Origin of the sequence: Bradyrhizobium sp. SZCCHNR2028 (assembly GCF_032380995.1) — a bacterium.
In the GTDB taxonomy this organism is placed as follows: domain Bacteria; phylum Pseudomonadota; class Alphaproteobacteria; order Rhizobiales; family Xanthobacteraceae; genus Bradyrhizobium.
Genome location: NZ_JAUHJF010000035.1, coordinates 1 through 18963, shown reverse-complemented (window position 1 = coordinate 18963; position 18963 = coordinate 1). Strand labels below are relative to the sequence as shown.

Annotated in this window: 19 protein-coding genes; 8 read left to right on the top strand and 11 right to left on the bottom strand. The window is 65.8% G+C overall.

Annotated elements, in window-relative coordinates:
- Position 1 precedes the first annotated feature (1 nt).
- The 6 genes from QX121_RS30700 to QX121_RS30675 all read left to right on the top strand — a co-directional run bounded on the left by QX121_RS30700 (position 2) and on the right by QX121_RS30675 (position 5644).
- Positions 2 to 1231 carry an acyl-CoA dehydrogenase family protein gene (locus QX121_RS30700; RefSeq protein WP_315777394.1) on the top strand — a complete coding sequence of 410 codons (1230 nt, stop codon included), beginning with the start codon at positions 2 to 4 and terminating at the stop codon, positions 1229 to 1231.
- Positions 1232 to 1293: 62 nt separating this feature from the next.
- Positions 1294 to 1866: a flavin reductase family protein gene (locus tag QX121_RS30695; RefSeq protein ID WP_315739255.1), complete on the top strand. Its 573-nt coding sequence runs from the start codon at positions 1294 to 1296 to the stop codon at positions 1864 to 1866.
- Positions 1867 to 1894: 28 nt separating this feature from the next.
- Positions 1895 to 2854 (top strand): serine O-acetyltransferase EpsC, encoded by a 960-nt coding sequence (epsC, locus tag QX121_RS30690; RefSeq protein WP_315739254.1) that lies wholly within the window; start codon positions 1895 to 1897, stop codon positions 2852 to 2854.
- A 254-nt stretch (positions 2855 to 3108) separates the two neighbouring features.
- Positions 3109 to 3336 carry a hypothetical protein gene (locus tag QX121_RS30685; protein WP_315813817.1) on the top strand — a complete coding sequence of 76 codons (228 nt, stop codon included), beginning with the start codon at positions 3109 to 3111 and terminating at the stop codon, positions 3334 to 3336.
- Between the two features lie 60 nt (positions 3337 to 3396).
- Positions 3397 to 4740: an LLM class flavin-dependent oxidoreductase gene (locus tag QX121_RS30680; RefSeq protein WP_315813816.1), complete on the top strand. Its 1344-nt coding sequence runs from the start codon at positions 3397 to 3399 to the stop codon at positions 4738 to 4740.
- A gap of 76 nt (positions 4741 to 4816) precedes the next feature.
- Complete coding sequence (locus QX121_RS30675; protein ID WP_315813815.1) at positions 4817 to 5644, top strand: MetQ/NlpA family ABC transporter substrate-binding protein; 828 nt, start codon at positions 4817 to 4819, stop codon at positions 5642 to 5644.
- A 58-nt stretch (positions 5645 to 5702) separates the two neighbouring features.
- On the opposite strand, the gene QX121_RS30670 is transcribed toward QX121_RS30675, so the two are convergent.
- From QX121_RS30670 to QX121_RS30655, 4 genes are all read right to left on the bottom strand, one after another.
- On the bottom strand, positions 5703 to 6557 hold the full coding sequence (locus QX121_RS30670) for an NADPH-dependent oxidoreductase (RefSeq protein WP_315813814.1): 855 nt from the start codon (positions 6555 to 6557) through the stop codon (positions 5703 to 5705).
- A 135-nt stretch (positions 6558 to 6692) separates the two neighbouring features.
- Positions 6693 to 7922: an LLM class flavin-dependent oxidoreductase gene (locus QX121_RS30665; RefSeq protein ID WP_315813813.1), complete on the bottom strand. Its 1230-nt coding sequence runs from the start codon at positions 7920 to 7922 to the stop codon at positions 6693 to 6695.
- On the bottom strand, positions 7919 to 8293 hold the full coding sequence (locus tag QX121_RS30660) for a ferredoxin family protein (protein WP_315813812.1): 375 nt from the start codon (positions 8291 to 8293) through the stop codon (positions 7919 to 7921). The genes QX121_RS30665 and QX121_RS30660 overlap by 4 nt, the downstream gene beginning before the upstream one ends.
- Positions 8290 to 9885, bottom strand: a complete 1596-nt coding sequence (locus QX121_RS30655; protein ID WP_315813811.1) for an FAD-binding protein — start codon at positions 9883 to 9885, stop codon at positions 8290 to 8292. The genes QX121_RS30660 and QX121_RS30655 overlap by 4 nt, the downstream gene beginning before the upstream one ends.
- Positions 9886 to 10333: 448 nt before the next feature.
- On the opposite strand from QX121_RS30655, the gene QX121_RS30650 reads away from it, so the two are divergent.
- Positions 10334 to 11758: an FAD/NAD(P)-binding protein gene (locus QX121_RS30650; protein WP_315813810.1), complete on the top strand. Its 1425-nt coding sequence runs from the start codon at positions 10334 to 10336 to the stop codon at positions 11756 to 11758.
- Here the strand turns inward: QX121_RS30650 and QX121_RS30645 are convergent.
- From QX121_RS30645 to QX121_RS30625, 5 genes are all read right to left on the bottom strand, one after another.
- Complete coding sequence (locus QX121_RS30645) at positions 11740 to 12516, bottom strand: MetQ/NlpA family ABC transporter substrate-binding protein (RefSeq protein WP_315739244.1); 777 nt, start codon at positions 12514 to 12516, stop codon at positions 11740 to 11742. The genes QX121_RS30650 and QX121_RS30645 overlap by 19 nt on opposite strands.
- A 257-nt stretch (positions 12517 to 12773) precedes the next feature.
- Positions 12774 to 13556 carry a class II aldolase/adducin family protein gene (locus QX121_RS30640; RefSeq protein WP_315813809.1) on the bottom strand — a complete coding sequence of 261 codons (783 nt, stop codon included), beginning with the start codon at positions 13554 to 13556 and terminating at the stop codon, positions 12774 to 12776.
- A 184-nt stretch (positions 13557 to 13740) separates the two neighbouring features.
- A complete protein-coding gene (locus QX121_RS30635; protein WP_315739241.1) occupies positions 13741 to 14406 on the bottom strand; it encodes a methionine ABC transporter permease in 666 nt (221 codons plus the stop codon).
- Positions 14396 to 15517, bottom strand: coding sequence for a methionine ABC transporter ATP-binding protein (locus tag QX121_RS30630; protein ID WP_315813808.1), 1122 nt, complete (start codon positions 15515 to 15517; stop codon positions 14396 to 14398). Before QX121_RS30630 ends, QX121_RS30635 begins: the two co-directional genes overlap by 11 nt.
- Positions 15518 to 15680: 163 nt before the next feature.
- Positions 15681 to 16526: a CmcJ/NvfI family oxidoreductase gene (locus QX121_RS30625; protein ID WP_315813807.1), complete on the bottom strand. Its 846-nt coding sequence runs from the start codon at positions 16524 to 16526 to the stop codon at positions 15681 to 15683.
- A gap of 388 nt (positions 16527 to 16914) precedes the next feature.
- Between QX121_RS30625 and QX121_RS30620 the strand changes: the two genes are divergently transcribed.
- Positions 16915 to 17196, top strand: a complete 282-nt coding sequence (locus QX121_RS30620) for a hypothetical protein (protein ID WP_315786576.1) — start codon at positions 16915 to 16917, stop codon at positions 17194 to 17196.
- Between the two features lie 53 nt (positions 17197 to 17249).
- Here QX121_RS30620 and QX121_RS30615 read toward each other — a convergent pair whose 3' ends face one another.
- Both QX121_RS30615 and QX121_RS30610 read right to left on the bottom strand, forming a co-directional pair.
- Positions 17250 to 18188 (bottom strand): TauD/TfdA family dioxygenase, encoded by a 939-nt coding sequence (locus QX121_RS30615; RefSeq protein WP_315813806.1) that lies wholly within the window; start codon positions 18186 to 18188, stop codon positions 17250 to 17252.
- A gap of 34 nt (positions 18189 to 18222) precedes the next feature.
- Entirely contained in the window at positions 18223 to 18426 is a 204-nt protein-coding gene (locus tag QX121_RS30610) for a hypothetical protein (protein WP_315739236.1), read from the bottom strand.
- Positions 18427 to 18963: the final 537 nt, after the last annotated feature.

The window sequence follows — 18963 nt, the reverse complement described above, 5'->3', positions numbered from 1 at the left end:
CATGAACAAGCCGCTGCCCACCCAGACCTTCACCGCCGAATCAACCCTTCCGCTCACTCCCGGCGCGCTCGATGCCCTGCTGGCCACGATCGCCGAGGGCGAGTCGGACCGTGAGCGCGAGCGCATCCTGCCGCACCAGCAGATTGCGCTGATCAAGCAGGCGCGCCTCGGGGCGCTGCGGCTACCCGTCGCGGCAGGCGGGGCCGGCAGCGCGATCCGCGATCTGTTCGCGATCGTCATCCGGCTCGCCGAGGCCGATGCCAATGTGGCGCACATCCTGCGCAATCATTTCAGCGTCGTGGAACGGCTGGTCCGCAATCCGCGCGACGACCAGGCGGCCGAATGGCAGAAAGCGGTCGCGGACGGCGCGATCATCGGGCTTGCCACCACCGAGCTCGACAGCCCCCAGGTCGGCAACATCACGCCGAACACGACGTTCACGCCTGATGGCGACGACTATCTGCTGAACGGCACCAAATACTATAGCACCGGCACCCTATATTCCGACCTCGTGCTGGTGCGCGCGGCCGATCCGAGCGGCCGTCCCGGCGCCACGATCATCCCGGTCAACCGCGACGGCATCGAGCTGATCGACGACTGGGACGGCATGGGGCAACGGCTGACGGCGACCGGCACCACCCATTTCCGCAACGTCAGGGTCAAGCGGCAGGAGATCGTGTTCGACGCTCCGGACATCGGCTACGGCGTGCCCTATTCGAACACGTTCGCGCAGCTGTTCCTGACCGCCGCCGTCGCCGGCATCAGCCGCGCCGCCCTGCGCGACGCAATCGCGCTGGTCCGCTCGCGCAAGCGCACGTTCTATTATGCGCCGCATGAAAAGCCGACCGAGGACCCGCTGCTGCAGGAGACCATCGGCAAGATCGCGAGCGCGGCGCATGCCGCGGAGACGGTCGTCCTTGTCGCGGCCGAAGCGCTCGACGCGGCCACGGAGGCGTTCGATGCCGGACGCGCCGATGCCGAGGAGCTGGCCCACCGGGCTGCACTGCTGTCGGCGCAGGCCAAGATCATCGCGGATGATGCGGCCATCAAAAATGGCGGACACATCTTCGACGTCGGCGGCGCCTCGTCGACCAAGAAGGCCACCAATTTCGACCGGCACTGGCGCAACGCCCGCACCCTGTCGTCGCACAACCCGGTCACCTACAAGGAGCGGGCGATCGGGCAGTATCTGATCAACGGCACGCCGCTTCCGGCCAAGGGCTTCTTCTGACCGACGGCGCTGCCGCGACGAGGGACACGGCCAATACGGCGCGTGCCCGAGGGAGGCGACGGATGAGCAAGCGTGACCTTCATCTCGTATCTGAGACCGCGTTCGATCCCCAGCACTTCCACTCGGCCCTGCGCCGTGTCGCGGCCGGCGTCAGCGTCGTGACCGCGGGCCGCGGCGAGGAGATCACCGGGGTGACGATCGCCTCGCTGATCTCGCTGTCATCAGAGCCGCCGCGGCTCATGATCAGTCTCGGCAGCCGGTCGTCAGCGTTCCCGCTGATCGCTCGCGACGGCTGGTTCGGCATCAACATCCTCAGCTCGGACCAGCTCGCGCTCGCTGATCGCTTCAGCACGCCGCATCTGTCGGGACAGCAGAAGTTCGAGGGCATCGACTGGTCGCGCGGCCCGGCCGGCGTCCCGCTGCTGCAGCACGCCCAGGCAGCGATCGCGTGCGAGGTCGACGAGATTATCGAGCGCTACGCGCATGCGATCATCGTCGGTCGCCCCGACAGCGTCGAGCTTGCGCCCAAATTGTCGAGCCTGCTGTATTGGAACGACCAGTATGTCGAGGTCGACCGCAATGCGGATCTCGACCTGCTCGCCGAGGTCAGCGTGCCCTTGACCCATGTCCGGTGATGACGCGCATGCGCACGGAGGAAACGGCATGAGCTCTCGCCCCACCACGGGATCGGGTCCGGACAACGCCACCTCTGCAGGCGAACGCTGGGGTCTCGACCGGCTCGTTGCGGAGCTGCGCGTGTCACGCGAGGAGACGCACAGCATCCGCAAGGACGGCGTCATCCACCGGCCGCCATCGCGCGACAAGCTGGCGCAGATCGTCTCCGCGCTCACCGAAGCGATGTTCCCGCGCCACTATGGCCAATACGATCTCGACGGCGAGAACATCGACTATTTCGTCGGCCACCGGCTCAGCATCGGGCTCGATCTGCTGTCGGATCAGATCCACCGCTCCGCTTTGTTCGTCGGCGATGAGCTGATCCCGGGCTTCCGCCAGCCCGAGGCTGTGGAGCTGACCCGCCGCTTCGCGGCTGGGCTGCCAACCCTGCGCGGTGTCCTGATCAGCGATCTGCGCGCCGCCTTCGTCGGTGACCCCGCCGCCAAGAGCTTCCCGGAGATCCTGATCGGCTATCCCGGGATGACGGCGATCATCCATCACCGGCTCGCCCATCTGCTCTATGGCCTCGACGCTCGCCTCGTGTCGCGGCTGATCGCCGAGATCGCCCATAACAGCACCGGCATCGACATTCATCCGGGCGCCCAGATCGGCTCCGGTTTCTTCATCGATCACGGCACCGGAGTGGTGATCGGCGAGACCGCCGTGATCGGCGACCACGTCCGGATCTACCAGGCCGTGACGCTCGGCGCGCGCCACTTCCCGACCGAGGAGGACGGCACGCTGATCAAGGGTGACGCCCGCCATCCGATCGTCGAGGACGACGTCGTCATCTATGCCGGCGCCACGATCCTCGGCCGCATCACGATCGGACGGGGCTCGACGATCGGCGGCAACGTCTGGCTGACCCACGACGTGCCCGCGAACAGCGTCGTGACCCAGGCCTCCCTGCGCAACAAGGTCGGTGGACCTGCGCTGCAGAAGTCATGATCGACTCATTTTGCGGTGACGGCGACAGTCGCCGCGACCGAGCACACGGTCGATCGACGATCCGCTGTGCAGGAAGGCAGCCGCTCGAAATGTCGCTCCCCCGTTCCTGATGAGGACGACGTATTCATGCTCGTGCCCCGGTCAACAATACAAATCCATTTCATCGACAGCATCGGGACAGGGCCACTAGATTTTGATCTCCCGCAGCCGGCGCCAGTCGCTCCGATGGCTGCAGCGTTTCAACGGAAGCTGCGATGTTCGACCCTCTCGCCGTGATCAGTCTTCAGCAGAATACGCCCGGGCTTGCCGATACCGGTGAGCCGCCCGGCGGCATCCAGGACCATTCCGGCAAGCGCTGCCCGGAGGGCCACAAAGCAGGTCCCGACCTCCGCGCCGGCATCAGCCGGCTGGCCCGTCACGCAGCCCGGCGCCTGCGATGGCCTCACGCCCTGAGCTACGCATCCGCCCGCGATCCGCACTAGCCGGCATCAGCCGATCACCGCTCCGCCTCCTCCTCAAGACCGCCATAACACGAGCGCCCCATGAGCCAGCGTCGCCAACTGAACCTCAACCTCTTCATCTATCCCGGCGGCCATCACGAGGCGGCCTGGCGCTACAAGGGATCGTCGGCCAGCCGCGCGCTCGACATCACCTATTACCAGCAGCTGGCGCGGACCGCGGAGCACTACAAGTTCGATGCGATCTTCTTCGCTGACGGTCCGGCGCTGGCCGACAACGTCCGCTACGCGCAGCGCTTCCGCTTCGAGCCGATCACCTGGCTGTCGGCGCTCGCCGCCGCGACCAGCCACATCGGTCTGATCGGCACGGCTTCGACCACCTATCACGAGCCGTACAATCTGGCGCGCCTGTACGCCTCGCTCGATCATCTCAGCGGCGGCCGCGCCGGCTGGAACATCGTCACCACAAGCGCGCCACAGGCGGCGCAGAACTTCGGCCTGCCGGAGCATCCGCCGCATCATGAACGCTACGAGCGCGCCAAGGAATTCCTCGATGTCGTGACCGCGCTGTGGGACAGCTGGGAGGACGACGCGGTCGTCAACGATCCCGCCTCCGGCATCTTCGCCGACACCGACAAGGTCCATGCGCTGAACCATGTCGGCAAGTATTTTCGCGTGCGCGGTCCGCTGAACGTGCCGCGTTCGCCGCAGGGACGGCCGGTCTACGTCCAGGCCGGCTCGTCGGAGGACGGCCGCGCCTTCGCGGCGCGCTTTGCGGAAGCCATCTTCACCGCGCACCAGACGCTGGCGAGCGCGCAGGAGTTCTATACCGATATCAAGCGCCAGGCGCGCGCGCTCGATCGCAATCCGGATCACGTCAAGATCCTGCCCGGCATCAGCCCGTTCGTCGGCTCGACGCAGGCCGAAGCCGACCGCCTGCAGGAGGAATTCAACGACCTGATCCAGCCGGAGTATTCGTTGGTGCAGCTGCGCCAGATGCTGGGCCTCGACCTCCAGGGCTTCGATCTCGACGGCCCGTTCCCGCGACACCTGATCGAGACCGACGGCGCACGCGGCGTCGCCAGCCGCTTCAAGCTCGTGATCGACATCGTCGATCGCGAGAAGCCGACGATCCGGCAGCTGATCCAGCGCCTCGCCGGCGCGCGCGGCCATTGGGTGATCGCCGGCACGCCGGAAAAGATCGCCGACAACATCCAGACCTGGTTCGAGAACGGCGCCGCCGACGGCTTCAACGTGATGCCGCCCTGGCTGCCCGGCGGCTTCGACCTGTTCGCCGAGCACGTCGTGCCGATCCTGCGCAAGCGCGGCCTGTTCCGCGAGGACTACACCGGCAAGACCCTGCGCGAGCACTACGGGCTCGACCGTCCAGACAGCGCCTTCAGTCACCAGGTCCAGGCGATTGCCTGAGATCCGTTCTCGGGCGGCGCGAACGCCTTGCAAGGCATCCGCGCCGCTCTTCGTTTGTTGAAGCTTTGGAAGTCCCATGCCTGCATTGACACGATCGCAAGTCCTCCGCCTGCTCGCCGCCTCGACGCTCTCCCGGTTCACCGTCACCAGCGCGTCGGCGCAGTCGGCCGAGAAGAAGGAGCTCAAGGTCGGCTTCGTGCCCGGCCCCTATATCGACGAATTCAAGATCGGCGTGGCGCCCGAGCTTGCAAAGAAGGGCTATCAGATCCGCTATGTCGAGTTCTCGACCGGGCTTGAGGCCAACAATGCCGTGTTCAAGAGCGAGATCGACGCCAATGTCATGCAGCACACGGTGTTCCTGAACTCCTACAATGAGCGGCAGAAGACCGATCTCACCGGCATCGTGCACGTGCCGACGCCGCCGATGGGGATCTATTCCAAGAAGCACCCGCTCGGCACCAAGATCGGCGCCGGCGCCAAGATCGCGGTGCCGAACGATCCGGTCAACCTGCAGCGCGCGCTGTGGATCCTGCGCGATCTCGGCCTGATCGAGATCCGCGACTCCAAGCCGGTCGACGTCACCGAGCTCGACGTCATCAAGAATCCCGGCGGCATCAAGATCGTCCCGCTGGAGGCCGCGCAGGCGCCGCGCGCGCTCGACGACGTCGACTTCGCCGCCGTCCAGGGCAATTTCGCGATCTTCAGCGGCCTGAAGCTGACCAACGCCTTCGCGCTGGAAAAGATGACGACGCCCTACATCAACGTGGTCGCGGTCAAGCGCGACAATGCCGACACCGCCTGGGCGAAGGACATCGTAGCGGGCTACAAGTCGCCAGGCTTCAAGGCCGCGATCCTCGCCGATCGCTTCTATGACGGCTTCACGCTGCCCGATTACATGAAGTGACCAACGGCGGCGGCCCGCGCTCGTCACGGGCCGCCGCTGATCTCGGTCGACGCCAGCTCTACTTCAATCCGAAGCCGAGCGCGCGCAGCGCCTCGGTCAGCTTGTCGCGGCCGTTGAGCGCCTTCGCCGAGCCCAGTCGGTTCAGCACGGCTTCTCGCCAGCCGACTGCAGCGATGCCCTGGCTGGTCTGGAAGTCGCGCAGCGTCTCGTCATAGGCGGCGATGCCGTGGATCTCGTCCGTCGGCGCATAGCGCTCGCGATGCAGGATCACGCTCTGGCGCAGCCGCGGCTTGACGTCCTCGCCGGCGGCCCGATCGGCATAGCCGACGCAGAGGCCGAACACGGCAAGCACGTTCGGCGGCAGGCCGAGCTCCTCGGCCACCGCCTGCGGGCGGTTGCGGATCGCGCCGATATAGACCGAGCCGAGCCCGAGCGCCTCCAGCGCCACCACGGCGTTCTGGGCTGCGAGCGCGGCATCGATGACCGCAACGAACAGCGTTTCCAGGAAATGGATGCCGTCGTCGGAGCGCCCTTCGCGCCGTGCCAGCCGTTCGGCCCGCGACAGGTCGGCAAGCCAGACCAGGAACAACGGCGCCTCGCGGATGTGCTTCTGGTTGCCGGCGAACTCCGACAGCCGCTGCTTGCGCGCGGAATCCTCGACCGCGACGACGCTCCAGGTCTGCAGGTTAGAGGACGACGCGGCCGACTGCGCGGCGGCCACCAGCGTCTCCACCGTGTGCGGCGGCACCGGATCAGGCCGATAGCTGCGGATCGAGCGATGCGCCAGCAACTGGCCGAGGATGTCCTCGGCGCCAGCGGCGACCGCAGGGATATGCGCGCCATAACGCTTGCGCAGCGCCGCCGTGACGTCGTCTTCCGCCGCGCGCGATGTCCTCGTTTCAACAATCGTCATTCCAGTCCCTCACGTCATGCCGTGCGCTTTTCGCGCCGGCAGCCATCTCGTCCAGCTCGCACTTCGATCCGCAGCAAAGCCGACCTCGCGGACGACGGCAATCCCCATATCGCCCGCGTCGGTCGGCGCTCACGGCTACTCGGCGGCCTCCGCAGCAGCAGGATGAGCCACTGTCTCAATCACGGGTTTACGCAAGCCCGCCTGCTCCATCAGCGGCAGCACGCGGCGGCCGAAGAAGTCGAGGTCGGGCTTGAAATCGTAGAACGACAGTTGCAGCCCATCGACGCCGGCCTTCTTGAGCTGGACGAACTGCTCGACCACCTGCTCGGGGGTGCCGATCACCTCGATGTTGCCGCCGATCGCCCGGCGCTTGGGCGCATCGACGCCGACACGGCCGCGCCAGGCATGAGCGTCGCTGTCGAGCCGGTGGAAGTCGCCGACCGGATCGGCATGGGCGACGATGGCATCGTGATAGGTCCAGGTCTCGCGCTCGGTCTCGCGGCAGATCACCATCGGATTGAGCAGCGTCCGCACCTCGCGGCCGAGATCGCGCGCCGCCTGCTTGACCCTCGCCGTATGCGCCGGCAGCGCAGGAATGGCGCTCTCGAAGCTCGAGCCTGTCGGGCTGGTGATGAAGACGATGTCGGAATAGCGCGCGGCGAAGGCGATGCCGGCGTCCGAGCCGGTGGCGTTGACCAGCACCGGCCGGCCGTAGCGCGGCTTCGGCGTCACGAAGGCGCCGTTGAGCTTCCAGGACGACTGGCCGGAGAATGAGTAGTTCTCAGTGTCGCCCCACAGCCGCTGCAGCACTTCAAGAAACTCGGCGGCAAGCTCGTAGCGGCGGTCGTGATCGATCCGGCTCCAGCCGAACGCCTCGTGTTCGGCGGCGCGATGGCCGGTCACGACATTGATGCCCCAGCGCCCGTTGGAGATGTGATCGAGCGTGGCGCCATATTTGGCGAGATGCAGCGGATGCAAGGGACCGTAGAGCACGTGGATGGTCGAGACCAGGATGATGCGCCGGGTCAGACTGGTCAGCGCCGCCGTGGTCATGAACGAGTCGAGCGCCTCGCCGGTGAACACGCCGCCATAGCCGCCCTTGGGCAGCCATTGCGACAGCGCGAACACCAGGTCGAAGCCGAGATTCTCCGCAGCCAGCACCAGGTCGCGGTTGTAGTCGAAATGCCAGGACGTCGTCCGCAGCAAGGTCGACGCGCTCCAGCCGCCGGCCTGGATCGGCAGGAACAGGCCGAGCAGCAGCGGCTGCTGCAGCGCTTGCGACAACGGGCTGTCCGGCCGCTCGGCCGGTCCCGGAAAGCCGTCGAGGCCGACAAGGGCTCCTGGCCGGTGGGTGATGATGGTCATGCCGTCCTCCTGTCGTCTGCGGCGGCTGCACGCACGGTTTCGCCGGCGCGGCGAAACACCGTTTCCATCAGCCATTGCTCGTTAGGAAATTGCCGGGCCCATTCGTCCCAGCCGGAATTCTTGCGATATTGACCGAGGCGTCCCGAGGCCACCGCCTCGTCCGGCGTGATCGTGACGCGGCGGTCGCAATCGGGCGCGACGTAGATCGCATCCGCGCGGCAATACAGCTCGCACATGAAGCAGGTCTGGCAATCCGCGACCCGCGCCAGCAGCGGCGGCCCCGACGACGCGCGGTCGAGCACGTTGGTCGGGCACACCTCGACGCAGGCGCCACAGTCCGTGCAGCGATCGGCAACGATGAGCTCGATCATGACGCGGCTTCCAGGGCGATTGGAGCTGCCGGCACACGGCGCGTGTTGGCTGCGATGTCGACGCGATCGAGGCCGCGGCTCACGAGGCGCACTGCGAGGTCCGGGTCGAGACCGGGATGATCGATCCTGCGATGCAGCCCCCGGCTCTCGGTGCGCTGGCGCGCGGTCCCGATCGACCAGCGCGCCGTTGCGACCAGCGCCGCCGTCTCGCGCGACCGCAGCGGATCGCCGCCCGCATGGTCGGCGATCTCGCGCCAGAGCCCGTCGAGCGAGCGCTGCGATGCGGCGAGCATCGACTCCTTGCGGAACAGGTTCTTGTCGAATGGATGCATCTCGGCGCGGACGCCGGCCCTGATCGCGTCGAGATCGAGCGCCCTGCTCCGCACCCCCGGCCGCAGGCCGGCCTGTCCGAGCGGAACCAATGGCGAGGCTTTCGCCCCGATGTTGCGCGCCAGCCGCGCGGCCGCCTGCCCTGCGCGCACGCCGGACGACAGCGCCCAGGCCGAATTGACGTTGCCGCCGCCGGAGATCGCACCGGCAACCTTCTCGCGCGAGGCGTTGTCGCCGGCGACGAACAGCCCCGGCACCGCAGTGCGACCGTCGAGATCGTCGACCCTGACGCCGCCGAGACCACGGATGGTACCGTCATTGTGCAGCGTGACCTCGAAGCGATCGCGCCAGGGATCGATGCCCCAGCGATCGAACACCAGCGGCACGTTCGGCGAGATCGTGTGCAACCGGGCCTTGATGTCGTCGGGCAGAAGATGGAGCGAGCAGAACACCGGTCCAGCAAGCATAGCCTTGGCCAACCCGATCGTCTGCTGCGGCCCGAACGGCAGATCGAGTTCGCGCCCGTCGGCGTCGTAATAAGTCGCGAACGCATAGGCCATGCTGCGCGTCATCGTCGAATGCGCCGGCGCGATCGTGTAGGCCGCGGTGAATTCCATCCCAGAGAGATCGGCGCCGGCTTCCGCCGCCAGCAGATAGCCATCGCCGGTATTGGTGCGCGCCCCCAAGAGATGCGACAGGAAGCTGGTGCCGCCGGCAGCGAGCACAGTCGCACCTGCGGCGATCTGGTAAGGCCGCGCCCCATCCTGACGGCGAAGGCCTCGTGCACCGCCGATCGTGCCGTCACTGCGCGCCAGCAGTTCCAGCACTGGCGAATGGTCAAGGATCGTGACGCCATGATCACGCGCAAAGGCACGCAGCGCCCGCATGTATTCGGGACCGCGAACCGCGCGATAGTTGGTCTGCCCTTCATCGTCGATGCCGAACGCGTAGTGGCTCGCGAGCGTTGGCAATGTCCGCCAAGTCTCCGCGATGATCCCATGCATCCACGCGGCTTCGCCGAGACCGAGACCCGCGATGACACGCTGGCTGACGGCTTGCTCGCGCGCCTGCGGCGGCACCCACCAGTGACCGGGGCCGGCCGCGGCCGTGACGCCGCTGGTGCCGCAATAGCCCTTGTCGACGAGGATCACCCGCGCACCGGCGCGCGCGGCCGAGACCGCAGCCCAGGCACCGGCCATGCCGCCGCCGATGACGAGCACGTCGGCGGTGAGCGATAGTGGATCCGGCCCTGAAGCAGTCACGGCGACACCGGATGTGTCATCCGCAAAGCGCGCGCTCCCGTTCGTTCTGCCGGCGTGGCCTGCGCAACCATGTTCCGAACTCCGCTGCCGTGCGTAAACGACGCACGCGCGCGATCATGGTCAACCAGTGCGGCGCTGCTGGCAATTTCAGAGTTGCGCGATTTTCAAACGCTCTGTTCTCGCCGCGATCCTTGATCGGAGAAGATTTCGGTCGAGTGTTCCAGGCTTCCATCGCCGCCCGGCGCGCCAGCCGGCTGCAAATAATATTTCTATCGCAGCGTCGCTCATGACGACACACTTGCGACAGCAATCTGTATGTTCTTGGAACACCATCGGTCGGAACGCGCCAACAAGTAGAATATTCGTCTTTCCGAATCCGGCCGATGTCTTACGTGCTAGACTACAAACGTAGCACATCGTCCGCGCGCGAGAGAAAAGGCATCTTTGCATGGGCCGTTTTCCAGAACGACACGTGATCATCGTCGGCGGCGGCGCATCCGGCGTCCTTCTGGCCTATCAGCTGCTGCAACGCCCGAAGTCCGATATCCGGGTCACCTTGATCGAGAAGCGTTCGGAGGTCGGTCGCGGGCTGGCCTATCACACCGGCAATGCTGATCACCTGCTCAACGTGCGCGCTGCCAACATGAGTGCGCTGCCCGATGATCCCGACCATTTCTGGCGCTGGCTGTCGGCGCACGAGCATGGCCTGCGGCTTTGTCCCGATCCGTTCTGCTTCGTGCCTCGCCGCCTTTATGGCGACTACATCGCCAGCCTGATCGCGCCGTTCCTGGAGACCGAGGACGGCGCCCGGCGTCTCAGCATTATCCGTGGCGAATGTACCGCGGTGAGCGAGGGCGCTCACACCGTGACCGTGAGTTTGGCGGATGGGACGCGGCAGGTTGGCGACGTCGCGGTGTTCGCGACCGGGCATGACGCGGCCATCCCGCGCTCGGCCTGGCATGCCGATCCATGGATCTCGCCGTCCATTCCCGGCTTCAGCCGCGATTCGGCGGTGCTCATTCTCGGCGCCGGCCTGACTATGGCGGACTACGTGCTGTCGCTGCTGCGCGAGGGCCATCGCGGCCCGATCCTCGCGATCTCGCGCCGCGGCCTGATGGCCAAGGGACATCGGCGTATCGCTCCCTGCAAGATCAGCGAGGATGAGGTTCCGTTCGGTGCGCGCGGCAGCGTTCTGCTGCGCTGGTTCCGGCAGCGGATCGCCGCCCACATCGCCGAGGGTGGCGACTGGCGCGGCGTCATCGACGCCGTCAGGCCGTTCAGCCATCGGCTGTGGCAGGACTTGCCGCTGGCGTCCAAGCGCAGCTTCCTGGAGCATGCGCGGGCATGGTGGGATGTGCATCGGCACCGTATGGCGCCGGAGGTCGAACAGCGCATCGCACAGGCGATCGCGGACGGCCAACTTCGCGTCGCCGCTGCCAAGCTCGTCAAGATCGACGGTGGGACGCACGGCGCTCGGGCGCATTATCGCCGGCGTGGCCGCAGCGAGATCGAGACGCTCGAGGTCGGTGCCGTGATCGACTGCACGGGGATCGTCAGGGACCCCCGCGCCACCGCCAACCCCGCCGTGCGCAGCCTGTTCGATCAAGGACTGGCACGCTGCGATCCGCTGCGGATCGGCATCGAGGTCACGGCGGACTGCGCCATCGTCGGTGCCGATGGCACGCCGTCACAGCGCCTGTTCGCAATCGGCCCGCTGACCCGCGCCGCCTTCTGGGAGATCATCGCGATCCCGGACATCCGGAGCCAGTGCGCCGATCTGGCGGACCGGCTGTTGCAGGCCCGCCCGATCGTCGTGCCGCCGATCGAAGCGCCGGCGCTGGCGGCGGTTGCCGATCACCAGGTCGCGATGTAGGTGCCCTTGAAGCGCGTCTCCAGGAACGCCTTGACCGGCTCGGAGTGGTAGGCCTCGATCAGCTGCTTGACCCAGGGCTTGTCCTTGTCCTCCTCGCGCACCGCGAGGATGTTGACCCAGGGCCCCTCGGCATTTTCACGCGCGATGGCATCCTTGGCGGGATTGAGCCCGGCCTGAACCGCGTAGTTGTTGTTGATCGAGACGAGGTCGACGTCGGCCAGCGCGCGCGGCAGCTGCGCCGCGTCGAGCTCGACGAATTTCAGCTTCTTCGGATTGTCGGTGATGTCGACCACTGTCGAGGCGACATTGCTCGGATCCTTCAGCTTGATGACACCGTGCAGCGCAAGGATCATCAACCCGCGCGCGCCGTTCGACGGATCATTGGCGATCGCGACCTTGGCGCCTTCCGGAAGCTCGGCCAGCGTCTTGTATTTCTGCGAATACACGCCCTGCGGCGAGGCGATGGTGGTCGCGACCTTGACGATCTTCCATCCGGTCTTGGAGATCTGGTTCTTCAGATAGGGCTCGTGCTGGAACGAGTTCGCCTCGAGATCCTTCAACGCCAGCGCCTGGTTTGGAATCACGTAGTCGGTGAACTCGACGACCTTGATGTCGAGCCCGCGCTCGGCAGCGACCTTCTTCACGACGTCGATGATTTCGGCATGCGGCCCGGCGGTCACGCCGACGCGGATGGCTTCCGCTTGTGCGGGAAGGATCAACGACACAAGGGCGGCAATGGCAACAATGGGAAGGCGCATTCAAGTCTCCAACGAAACAACCAAGTTTCGTTGCTCACTAGCGCCGCAACAGCCGGGCCGCAATCGCAGGTGCGAACAAAGCAATGGACGCGCTCTCGAAAGTGATCATCGCGTGCAAATGTTCTTTCTTCTTAGCCATTCTGATCGATTCATTCTCTCAACCTGTAGCCCGGATGAGCGAAGCAACATCCGGGCTCACACGAGGCGTGGAGAAGAACCCGCATGTCGCTGGCGCTCATGCGGGCTACTGATGTCCTTCAGTTGAACAGATCCGGCTCCTGCGCCGTGATCCAGTCCCACAGCGGCTGGAAGCTGAAATAGCCACCCTTGTGGGTGCCGACCTGCCCCGCCGTCAGCTCGGCGATCTCGTGCGGGATCGGCTTGGTGGGACCGGCGGCCTCGGCCAACAATTGCGTGCGCGCGGCATTGTCCATCGCGATGTACCACCACGCTACAGCCTCGATGGTCGGGCCGACAGTCAGCAACCCGTGATTTTGCAGGATCGCGGCCTTCTTCGTCCCCAACGCCTGGGCGATCTTTCTGCCCTCATCGGCATCGAGCACGACGCCGGTGAACGGGTCGAACAGCACGTGATCCCCGTAGAAGGCGCAAGAATCCTGCGTCAGGGGATCGAGCAGTCGGCCGAGCGCGGACCACGCCTTGCCATAGGTCGAATGCGTATGCGCGGCGGCGATCACATGCGGATGCGCCGCATGGATCGCGGAGTGAATGACGAAGCCGGCCTGGTTGATCGGCCTGTCGCCGATCAGGATGTTGCCATCGTGATCGACGAGCTGCAGGTCGGACACCTTGATCTGGCTGAAATGCGCCGACAGCGGATTGATCCAGAACCGGTCGTGGAATTCCGGATCGCGCACGGTGACGTGGCCCGCCAGGCCCTGATCGAAACCGTAGCGGGCAAACAGGCGGAAGGTCGCCGCGAGGCGCTGCTTGCGATGCAGCCGCTCCTCCGCGAACGTGGCGGCGGGCTGGCGCTCGACGAGCGCAAACTTCCTGGGTTTCTCGACGAGCGTATTCATGGCCGTTCACCTCTTGCCTCGAGCGCGCGCGTCCATCGCGCGGTCAACTCGTTAGGCTGATGGTAGAACGAACGGCGCGAGACGATCTTTTCAAAGATCAGGGCTCACCGGAAATGCCGGCGAGCCCTCGTATCTCACGTCGACCGAAAACGTCTCCGCCGCGCCGTCGCGACACAATCTCTGCTCAACGCTGCCGCAGCCGCCGATTGAGCCTGCGCGCGAGATGATCACCGACGGTCTGCACCGTCTGCACCAGCGCGATCAGGACGACGACCACGGCCAGCATCATCTCCGGCATGAAGCGCTGATAGCCGTAGCGAATGCCGAGGTCGCCGAGACCGCCGCCGCCGACCGCGCCGACCATCGCGGAATAGCCGAGCAGGCTGACCACAGCGAGCGTCAGCGCCAGCACGAGGCCCGGCAGGGCTTCCGGGATCAGCACCTTGAACACGATCTGCAGCGGAGTCGCGCCGAACGAGGACGCGGTCTCGATCAGGCCGCCATCGACCTCGCGGATCGCCGCCTCGACCAGCCGCGCGATGAACGGCGTCGCCGCCACCGTCAGCGGCACGATCGCAGCCCCCGAGCCGATCGACGTGCCGGCGACGAGGCGCGTGAACGGGATGATGGCGACGACCAGGATGATGAAGGGCGTCGAGCGCGTGGCGTTGACGACGACGCCAAGGATCGCGTTGGCCGCGGGCGCTGCGAACAACTCCCCCGCGCGGCTCGTCGCCAGGAAGACGCCGAGCGGCAACCCGAGCGAGGTCGCGACCAACGCCGCGGTCGAGACCATGAACAGGCTCTCGCCGGTGGCCTGGATGATCAGGTTGATGAGCTCAGGAGACATAGCCGAGACGCTCCGCTGCGAAGTGATGCAGTGAGAGATAGGCCAGCGTCTGCCGCGCCGCCGCCTCGCCGCCGGGAATGCCCAGGATCAGCGAGCCGACATGCTGGCCGCCGATCTCGTCGATCCGCGCCGACAGCAGCGCGACATCGATCGACAGCTCGCGTGCCAGCCGCGCCACCAGCGTGTCGCCGGCATCCGAGCCGCGCACCTGGACGCGGAGCACCGTCTGTCCGATCGGCACAGGCTCCTGCACGAGGCGGCTCGCCAGCGACACCGGCACGGCATCGCCGAGCACCTCGGCCAGGAACGTCTGCGTGATCGGATGCTTCGGATGGGTAAAGATGTCGGCGACATGGCCGCGCTCGACGACACGGCCGCCATCGATCACGACGACCTCCTTCGCAAGCTGACGGACCACGGACATCTCGTGGGTGATCAGGATGATGGTGACGCCGAGCTCGCGATTGATGTTGGCGAGCAGGTCGAGGATCGCGCGCGTGGTCTGCGGATCGAGCGCCGACGTCGCCTCATCCGACAGCAGCACGTTCGGCCGCGTCGCGAGCGCGCGCGCAATGCCGATGCGCTGCTTCTGACCGCCGGACAACTCCGCCGGGTAGCGATCATGCTTGTCGGCGATGTCGACCAGCTCCAGCAGCTCGGCGACCCGCGTCCTGATGTCGGCCTTCGACCAGCCGGCGATCTCGAGCGGGAGTGCGATGTTGTCGGAGGCCGTGCGCGACGACAGCAGGTTGAAGTGCTGGAAGATCATGCCGATCGAACGCTGCGCCAGCCGGAGCGCCTGGCCGCGCAGAGCCGAGATGTCGCGTCCATCGACGACCACCCGTCCCGCCGTCGGCTTCTCCAGCCCATTGATCAGCCTGACGAGGCTCGACTTGCCGGCGCCGGACCGTCCGATCACGCCGGTGATGGAGCCCCGCGCGATCGCGAAGTCAATATCCTTGAGCGCCTCGACATCCGGCTTGTCGCGATAGGCGGGATAGATCTTCGACAGTCCCTCGAAGCGAACCATCGGCTCGGCGACGAGAGACGAAGGGATGAGACCGGCCGGCACGACCGGCTCGGCGATCCCCAGGGTTGGGTGGGCATTCATGGACTGACCTTGGACTGACCTTGGCTTCAGATGCTGCAGCGCACTCGAATTGCACTCACCATCGCCTGCGATCAGTCCAGAGGCAATTTCAGAAAATGCCCCCAAGTTGGACGAAGCATCTCGCGGCGTCACCGTCCGTGAAACGTCATCCTCCTGCTCACGTTCAATCGAAGTGGAACACCAGCATCCGCAATTCGATGCTCTCGCGCGGTGGCGCATCGGCCGGCGTCGTCGGGTCGACGAACGCGGTATGCGGTCCGAACCGCGTGCGCCCGTCGGTCGCCGAATCGTAGCACTTCAGCAGCAGTGCCTCGTCGGGTGTCATGTCCGGGAAATAGAACCAGCGATGAGCGGGATTGTACGTGACGGAGTAGATCTCGCCGTTGCGGTTGGGATAGATCAGGTCGGACGCGACCAGATCATCCGGCGCGACCGTGGTCCCGTCGCACATCGCCAGCGGCGTGTCGCGCAACGGCCCGATGATTGGCCGCCACAGGTTGATCACCTGAACCCGCCCGCGCAGCAGGTCCTCCGCCTCGGCGCCGAGATGCTCACGCACCCGGTTGGCACCCGACGTCGCGGTCTGGTCCACATGCACGCGCGTCGCCGGCTGGCGCGGCCCGCCGTCACGGACGTCGGGAGCACCGGCCACACGCTTGCGCAGGGTGTGGTCGAAGATCACGACGCGATCGGCGCGCAAGGTCGCACGAATGAAGGCCTCCGCCGCCGGATAATAGATGCTACGGACTTCCTTCTCGTTGGTGAAGTCACGCACGAATGTGGGGTGTCGCACCAGCGCAAAGCCCTCACGGTCGAGCGAGAATGATTGCGCGATCGGGCGGCCGTTGAACACCGGCACCTGACGGGGCTCCGGCAGCGCGGTCGATTTCGGCTCGCCCGGCGGCGGGTCGAACGCATAGGTGCGCGGCTTGCCCGCGGTGGGCGCCAGATAGTTCAGCTCGGCGAGAACGAAGGGCAACGCTTTGATCTTTCTCTCGACCAGGCTCATGGATGTCTCCGGGCAGTTTCATGCGATTGCATGTAGCTTGATCGGCGCCGGCGGTCAGAACAAGCCGGCGCCCGAAATAGCAACGCTCCTGCTTTCGCTGCGGCCCGGCGTAGCAAGGAATTGCTCGTCGAACACAGTGCTAGACCGAAGTTTTCTTCTGTGTGTCGCGTCCTGCGCCAGGACATGGCTGGCATGACATCACCGCAGCCAGACTCGGCGCCATCGGGTCCCTTGCATTCGGGTCACGCCGCCCGCGCAGAACAATTCTTGCTCGATCAGCCTGAAAATCGCGCGACCCATTTTATTGACGGCATGCGGCGTCCTTCTACACTCAGCATCAGAGCACCAACGCGCCCCGCGCCGAACAGACACGATCCGACGCCACCGCATGTCAGCCGCACCTCCGCAGGTCTTCGCCATCGATCTTGGCCGGCGCCCGGCCTTCGTGTTCGCCGCGAATGATCACGACATGGCGCAGAGCCTGGTGCGGTCACCGCGATTGCTCCACGCGATCGACGCTTTCTGCCGGCTGAGGCGTCCTGCCCAGGCCGAACGGCTTGCGCTCCGCGGAGCAACCGACGACGAGGCCGTCGTCTATCGCGACCGCGCCGACGAGCTTGCCGACGCGGCGATCTCCCGCCTTCTCTTGGTTCATATCAGTCCGGACTGACACCGCAGGGAGCGCAGGCCCGTTCGGGCCCGCGCCTGTGCAGCGCGACCGACCTACTCCGCGGCCTCGCTGAGCCCAAGCCGCGCCCGCGGCACCTCGCCGGTCACCACCGACACACGCTCGCCCCAGCGCTCTTCGGGATAGTAGTCCCACACCGCATGATGCTGGCTCGCCCAATTGTCCCAAACCAGCAGCGAGTTCGGCCGCCACTGCACCCGCGTCTGCAATGCAAGCTGGCCTTCGATGTGACGGAACAGGAGCTGCAGCAGCGCATCGCTCTCGCGCCGGGTTAGCTGCACGATGTGCGAGGTAAAGGACGCATTGACGTACAGGAACTTGCGGCCGGTACGCGGATGAGTCACGACCACCGGATGCTCGGATTGCGGATAGGTCTTGCCGGGATCGGGCTTGGCGCCATAACCCGCGGTCCAGGCCAATGATCCATCATGGATGGCCGTGAGGCCATCCAGCAGCTGCTTGATCGGATCCGACAGGAATTCATAGGCGAGATACATGTTGGCGAAGGCCGTGTCGCCGCCGAGCGGCGGCGTCTTGGTCACACGAAGCAGCGAGACCGCAATCGGGCTGGGATCGCAGGACACGTCCGGATGCCAGCCGTCGCCGGCGGTGAAGCGCGAATTCGCATCGGTCTTCCACGACAGGAATTCCGGATCGAACAGCCCGTCGTGCCGGAAGCGGGTCGCGGCCAGCTCGTGCCGGTGCAGCGACTTGCCGAAGCGGCGCGCAAAGCGCTTGTGGTCGTCTTTCGAGATCTCCTGATCGCGGAACACGATCGCAAGATTCTCATCGAGCGCGCGGTGGATTTCCGCGAACTGCTCGTCCGGCAGATCCTTGGTGAGATCGACGCCGCCGATCTCGGCGCCGACCGTCGGACTGAGCTGCCGCACCTCGATCGTGCGATACGGCTCGCGCCGGGCGCTGTTCCATGCCTGGATGGCCAGCTTGTCGTTGAAGTCCCTGTAGAAGCTCATGACTTATCCTTCTCGAAAGTTGCGATGTGGGAGATCAGATGACCGCGCGGCGCAGGCGTCCTCCGCCGGTCGCGACGAGCGCACGGGCCGCGCGTTCGGCCTCGCGCGCGGAGGCAAAGTGCTGTCCCTCCAGGCTGTCGAATGCGCGTTCGGATGAGAAAAAGCTGAAGCCGCGCTCGTCGGCCGTGACGATGCCGGCGGTGCGGTTGAGAACCTCGATGACATAGGCTTTGGACATGACCGATCGTTCGCCGCGTGCGTGCGGCGCTCCTGTCTGATCTGCAGATGGTTGAAGGCGTTGAATTCGGCTGCAGCGATCAGCAACAGGCCCCGGTCGCCGCAGAGAAACAGCGGCCGGCAAGGCGCTTGCGCACCAGGCGATCGGCTGCGGTTCGGGTTCTCATCTGGCGTTCCGTGGTTGAGCGATGACGACAGGGAATATCGGCGCGAGGCGCTATGCGGTCAATGAAATGGAACTTCAAAGATTGCAAACCAGCGCATCGTTTATTTCAGAACGACACATCTCGACGCAAATAGTCGCTCGCTTATCCGGAAGCTGGGATTGAGACGGACTTGCAGATGACGCGGCGTGGGACATCGTACGACAAAAGCTTTCTCCACGTTTCAAACAGCAGGCATGGCTCGGGGATCTCGCGGCCGCATGCGCCCGAGCTTTGCATTCGTTCGACCTCTCCTTTGAAGAAGAGGCGCAGGGAAGACCGGGTATCGGCTGATACCCGCGGTCCGCGTGCAGCAGAAAGCACGCGGCAGAACC

Excerpts from the sequence above, each read along its gene's own strand:
- QX121_RS30650 (WP_315813810.1), top strand. The coding sequence starts at position 10,334 with ATGGGCCGTTTTCCAGAACGACACGTGATCATCGTCGGCGGCGGCGCA.
- QX121_RS30680 (WP_315813816.1), top strand. The coding sequence starts at position 3,397 with ATGAGCCAGCGTCGCCAACTGAACCTCAACCTCTTCATCTATCCCGGC.
- QX121_RS30645 (WP_315739244.1), bottom strand. The coding sequence starts at position 12,516 with ATGCGCCTTCCCATTGTTGCCATTGCCGCCCTTGTGTCGTTGATCCTT.
- QX121_RS30700 (WP_315777394.1), top strand. The coding sequence starts at position 2 with ATGAACAAGCCGCTGCCCACCCAGACCTTCACCGCCGAATCAACCCTT.
- QX121_RS30660 (WP_315813812.1), bottom strand. The coding sequence starts at position 8,293 with ATGATCGAGCTCATCGTTGCCGATCGCTGCACGGACTGTGGCGCCTGC.
- QX121_RS30665 (WP_315813813.1), bottom strand. The coding sequence starts at position 7,922 with ATGACCATCATCACCCACCGGCCAGGAGCCCTTGTCGGCCTCGACGGC.
- QX121_RS30625 (WP_315813807.1), bottom strand. The coding sequence starts at position 16,526 with ATGAGCCTGGTCGAGAGAAAGATCAAAGCGTTGCCCTTCGTTCTCGCC.
- QX121_RS30620 (WP_315786576.1), top strand. The coding sequence starts at position 16,915 with ATGTCAGCCGCACCTCCGCAGGTCTTCGCCATCGATCTTGGCCGGCGC.
- QX121_RS30630 (WP_315813808.1), bottom strand. The coding sequence starts at position 15,517 with ATGAATGCCCACCCAACCCTGGGGATCGCCGAGCCGGTCGTGCCGGCC.
- QX121_RS30640 (WP_315813809.1), bottom strand. The coding sequence starts at position 13,556 with ATGAATACGCTCGTCGAGAAACCCAGGAAGTTTGCGCTCGTCGAGCGC.
- QX121_RS30685 (WP_315813817.1), top strand. The coding sequence starts at position 3,109 with ATGTTCGACCCTCTCGCCGTGATCAGTCTTCAGCAGAATACGCCCGGG.
- epsC (WP_315739254.1), top strand. The coding sequence starts at position 1,895 with ATGAGCTCTCGCCCCACCACGGGATCGGGTCCGGACAACGCCACCTCT.
- QX121_RS30615 (WP_315813806.1), bottom strand. The coding sequence starts at position 18,188 with ATGAGCTTCTACAGGGACTTCAACGACAAGCTGGCCATCCAGGCATGG.
- QX121_RS30670 (WP_315813814.1), bottom strand. The coding sequence starts at position 6,557 with ATGACGATTGTTGAAACGAGGACATCGCGCGCGGCGGAAGACGACGTC.
- QX121_RS30675 (WP_315813815.1), top strand. The coding sequence starts at position 4,817 with ATGCCTGCATTGACACGATCGCAAGTCCTCCGCCTGCTCGCCGCCTCG.
- QX121_RS30635 (WP_315739241.1), bottom strand. The coding sequence starts at position 14,406 with ATGTCTCCTGAGCTCATCAACCTGATCATCCAGGCCACCGGCGAGAGC.
- QX121_RS30695 (WP_315739255.1), top strand. The coding sequence starts at position 1,294 with ATGAGCAAGCGTGACCTTCATCTCGTATCTGAGACCGCGTTCGATCCC.
- QX121_RS30610 (WP_315739236.1), bottom strand. The coding sequence starts at position 18,426 with ATGTCCAAAGCCTATGTCATCGAGGTTCTCAACCGCACCGCCGGCATC.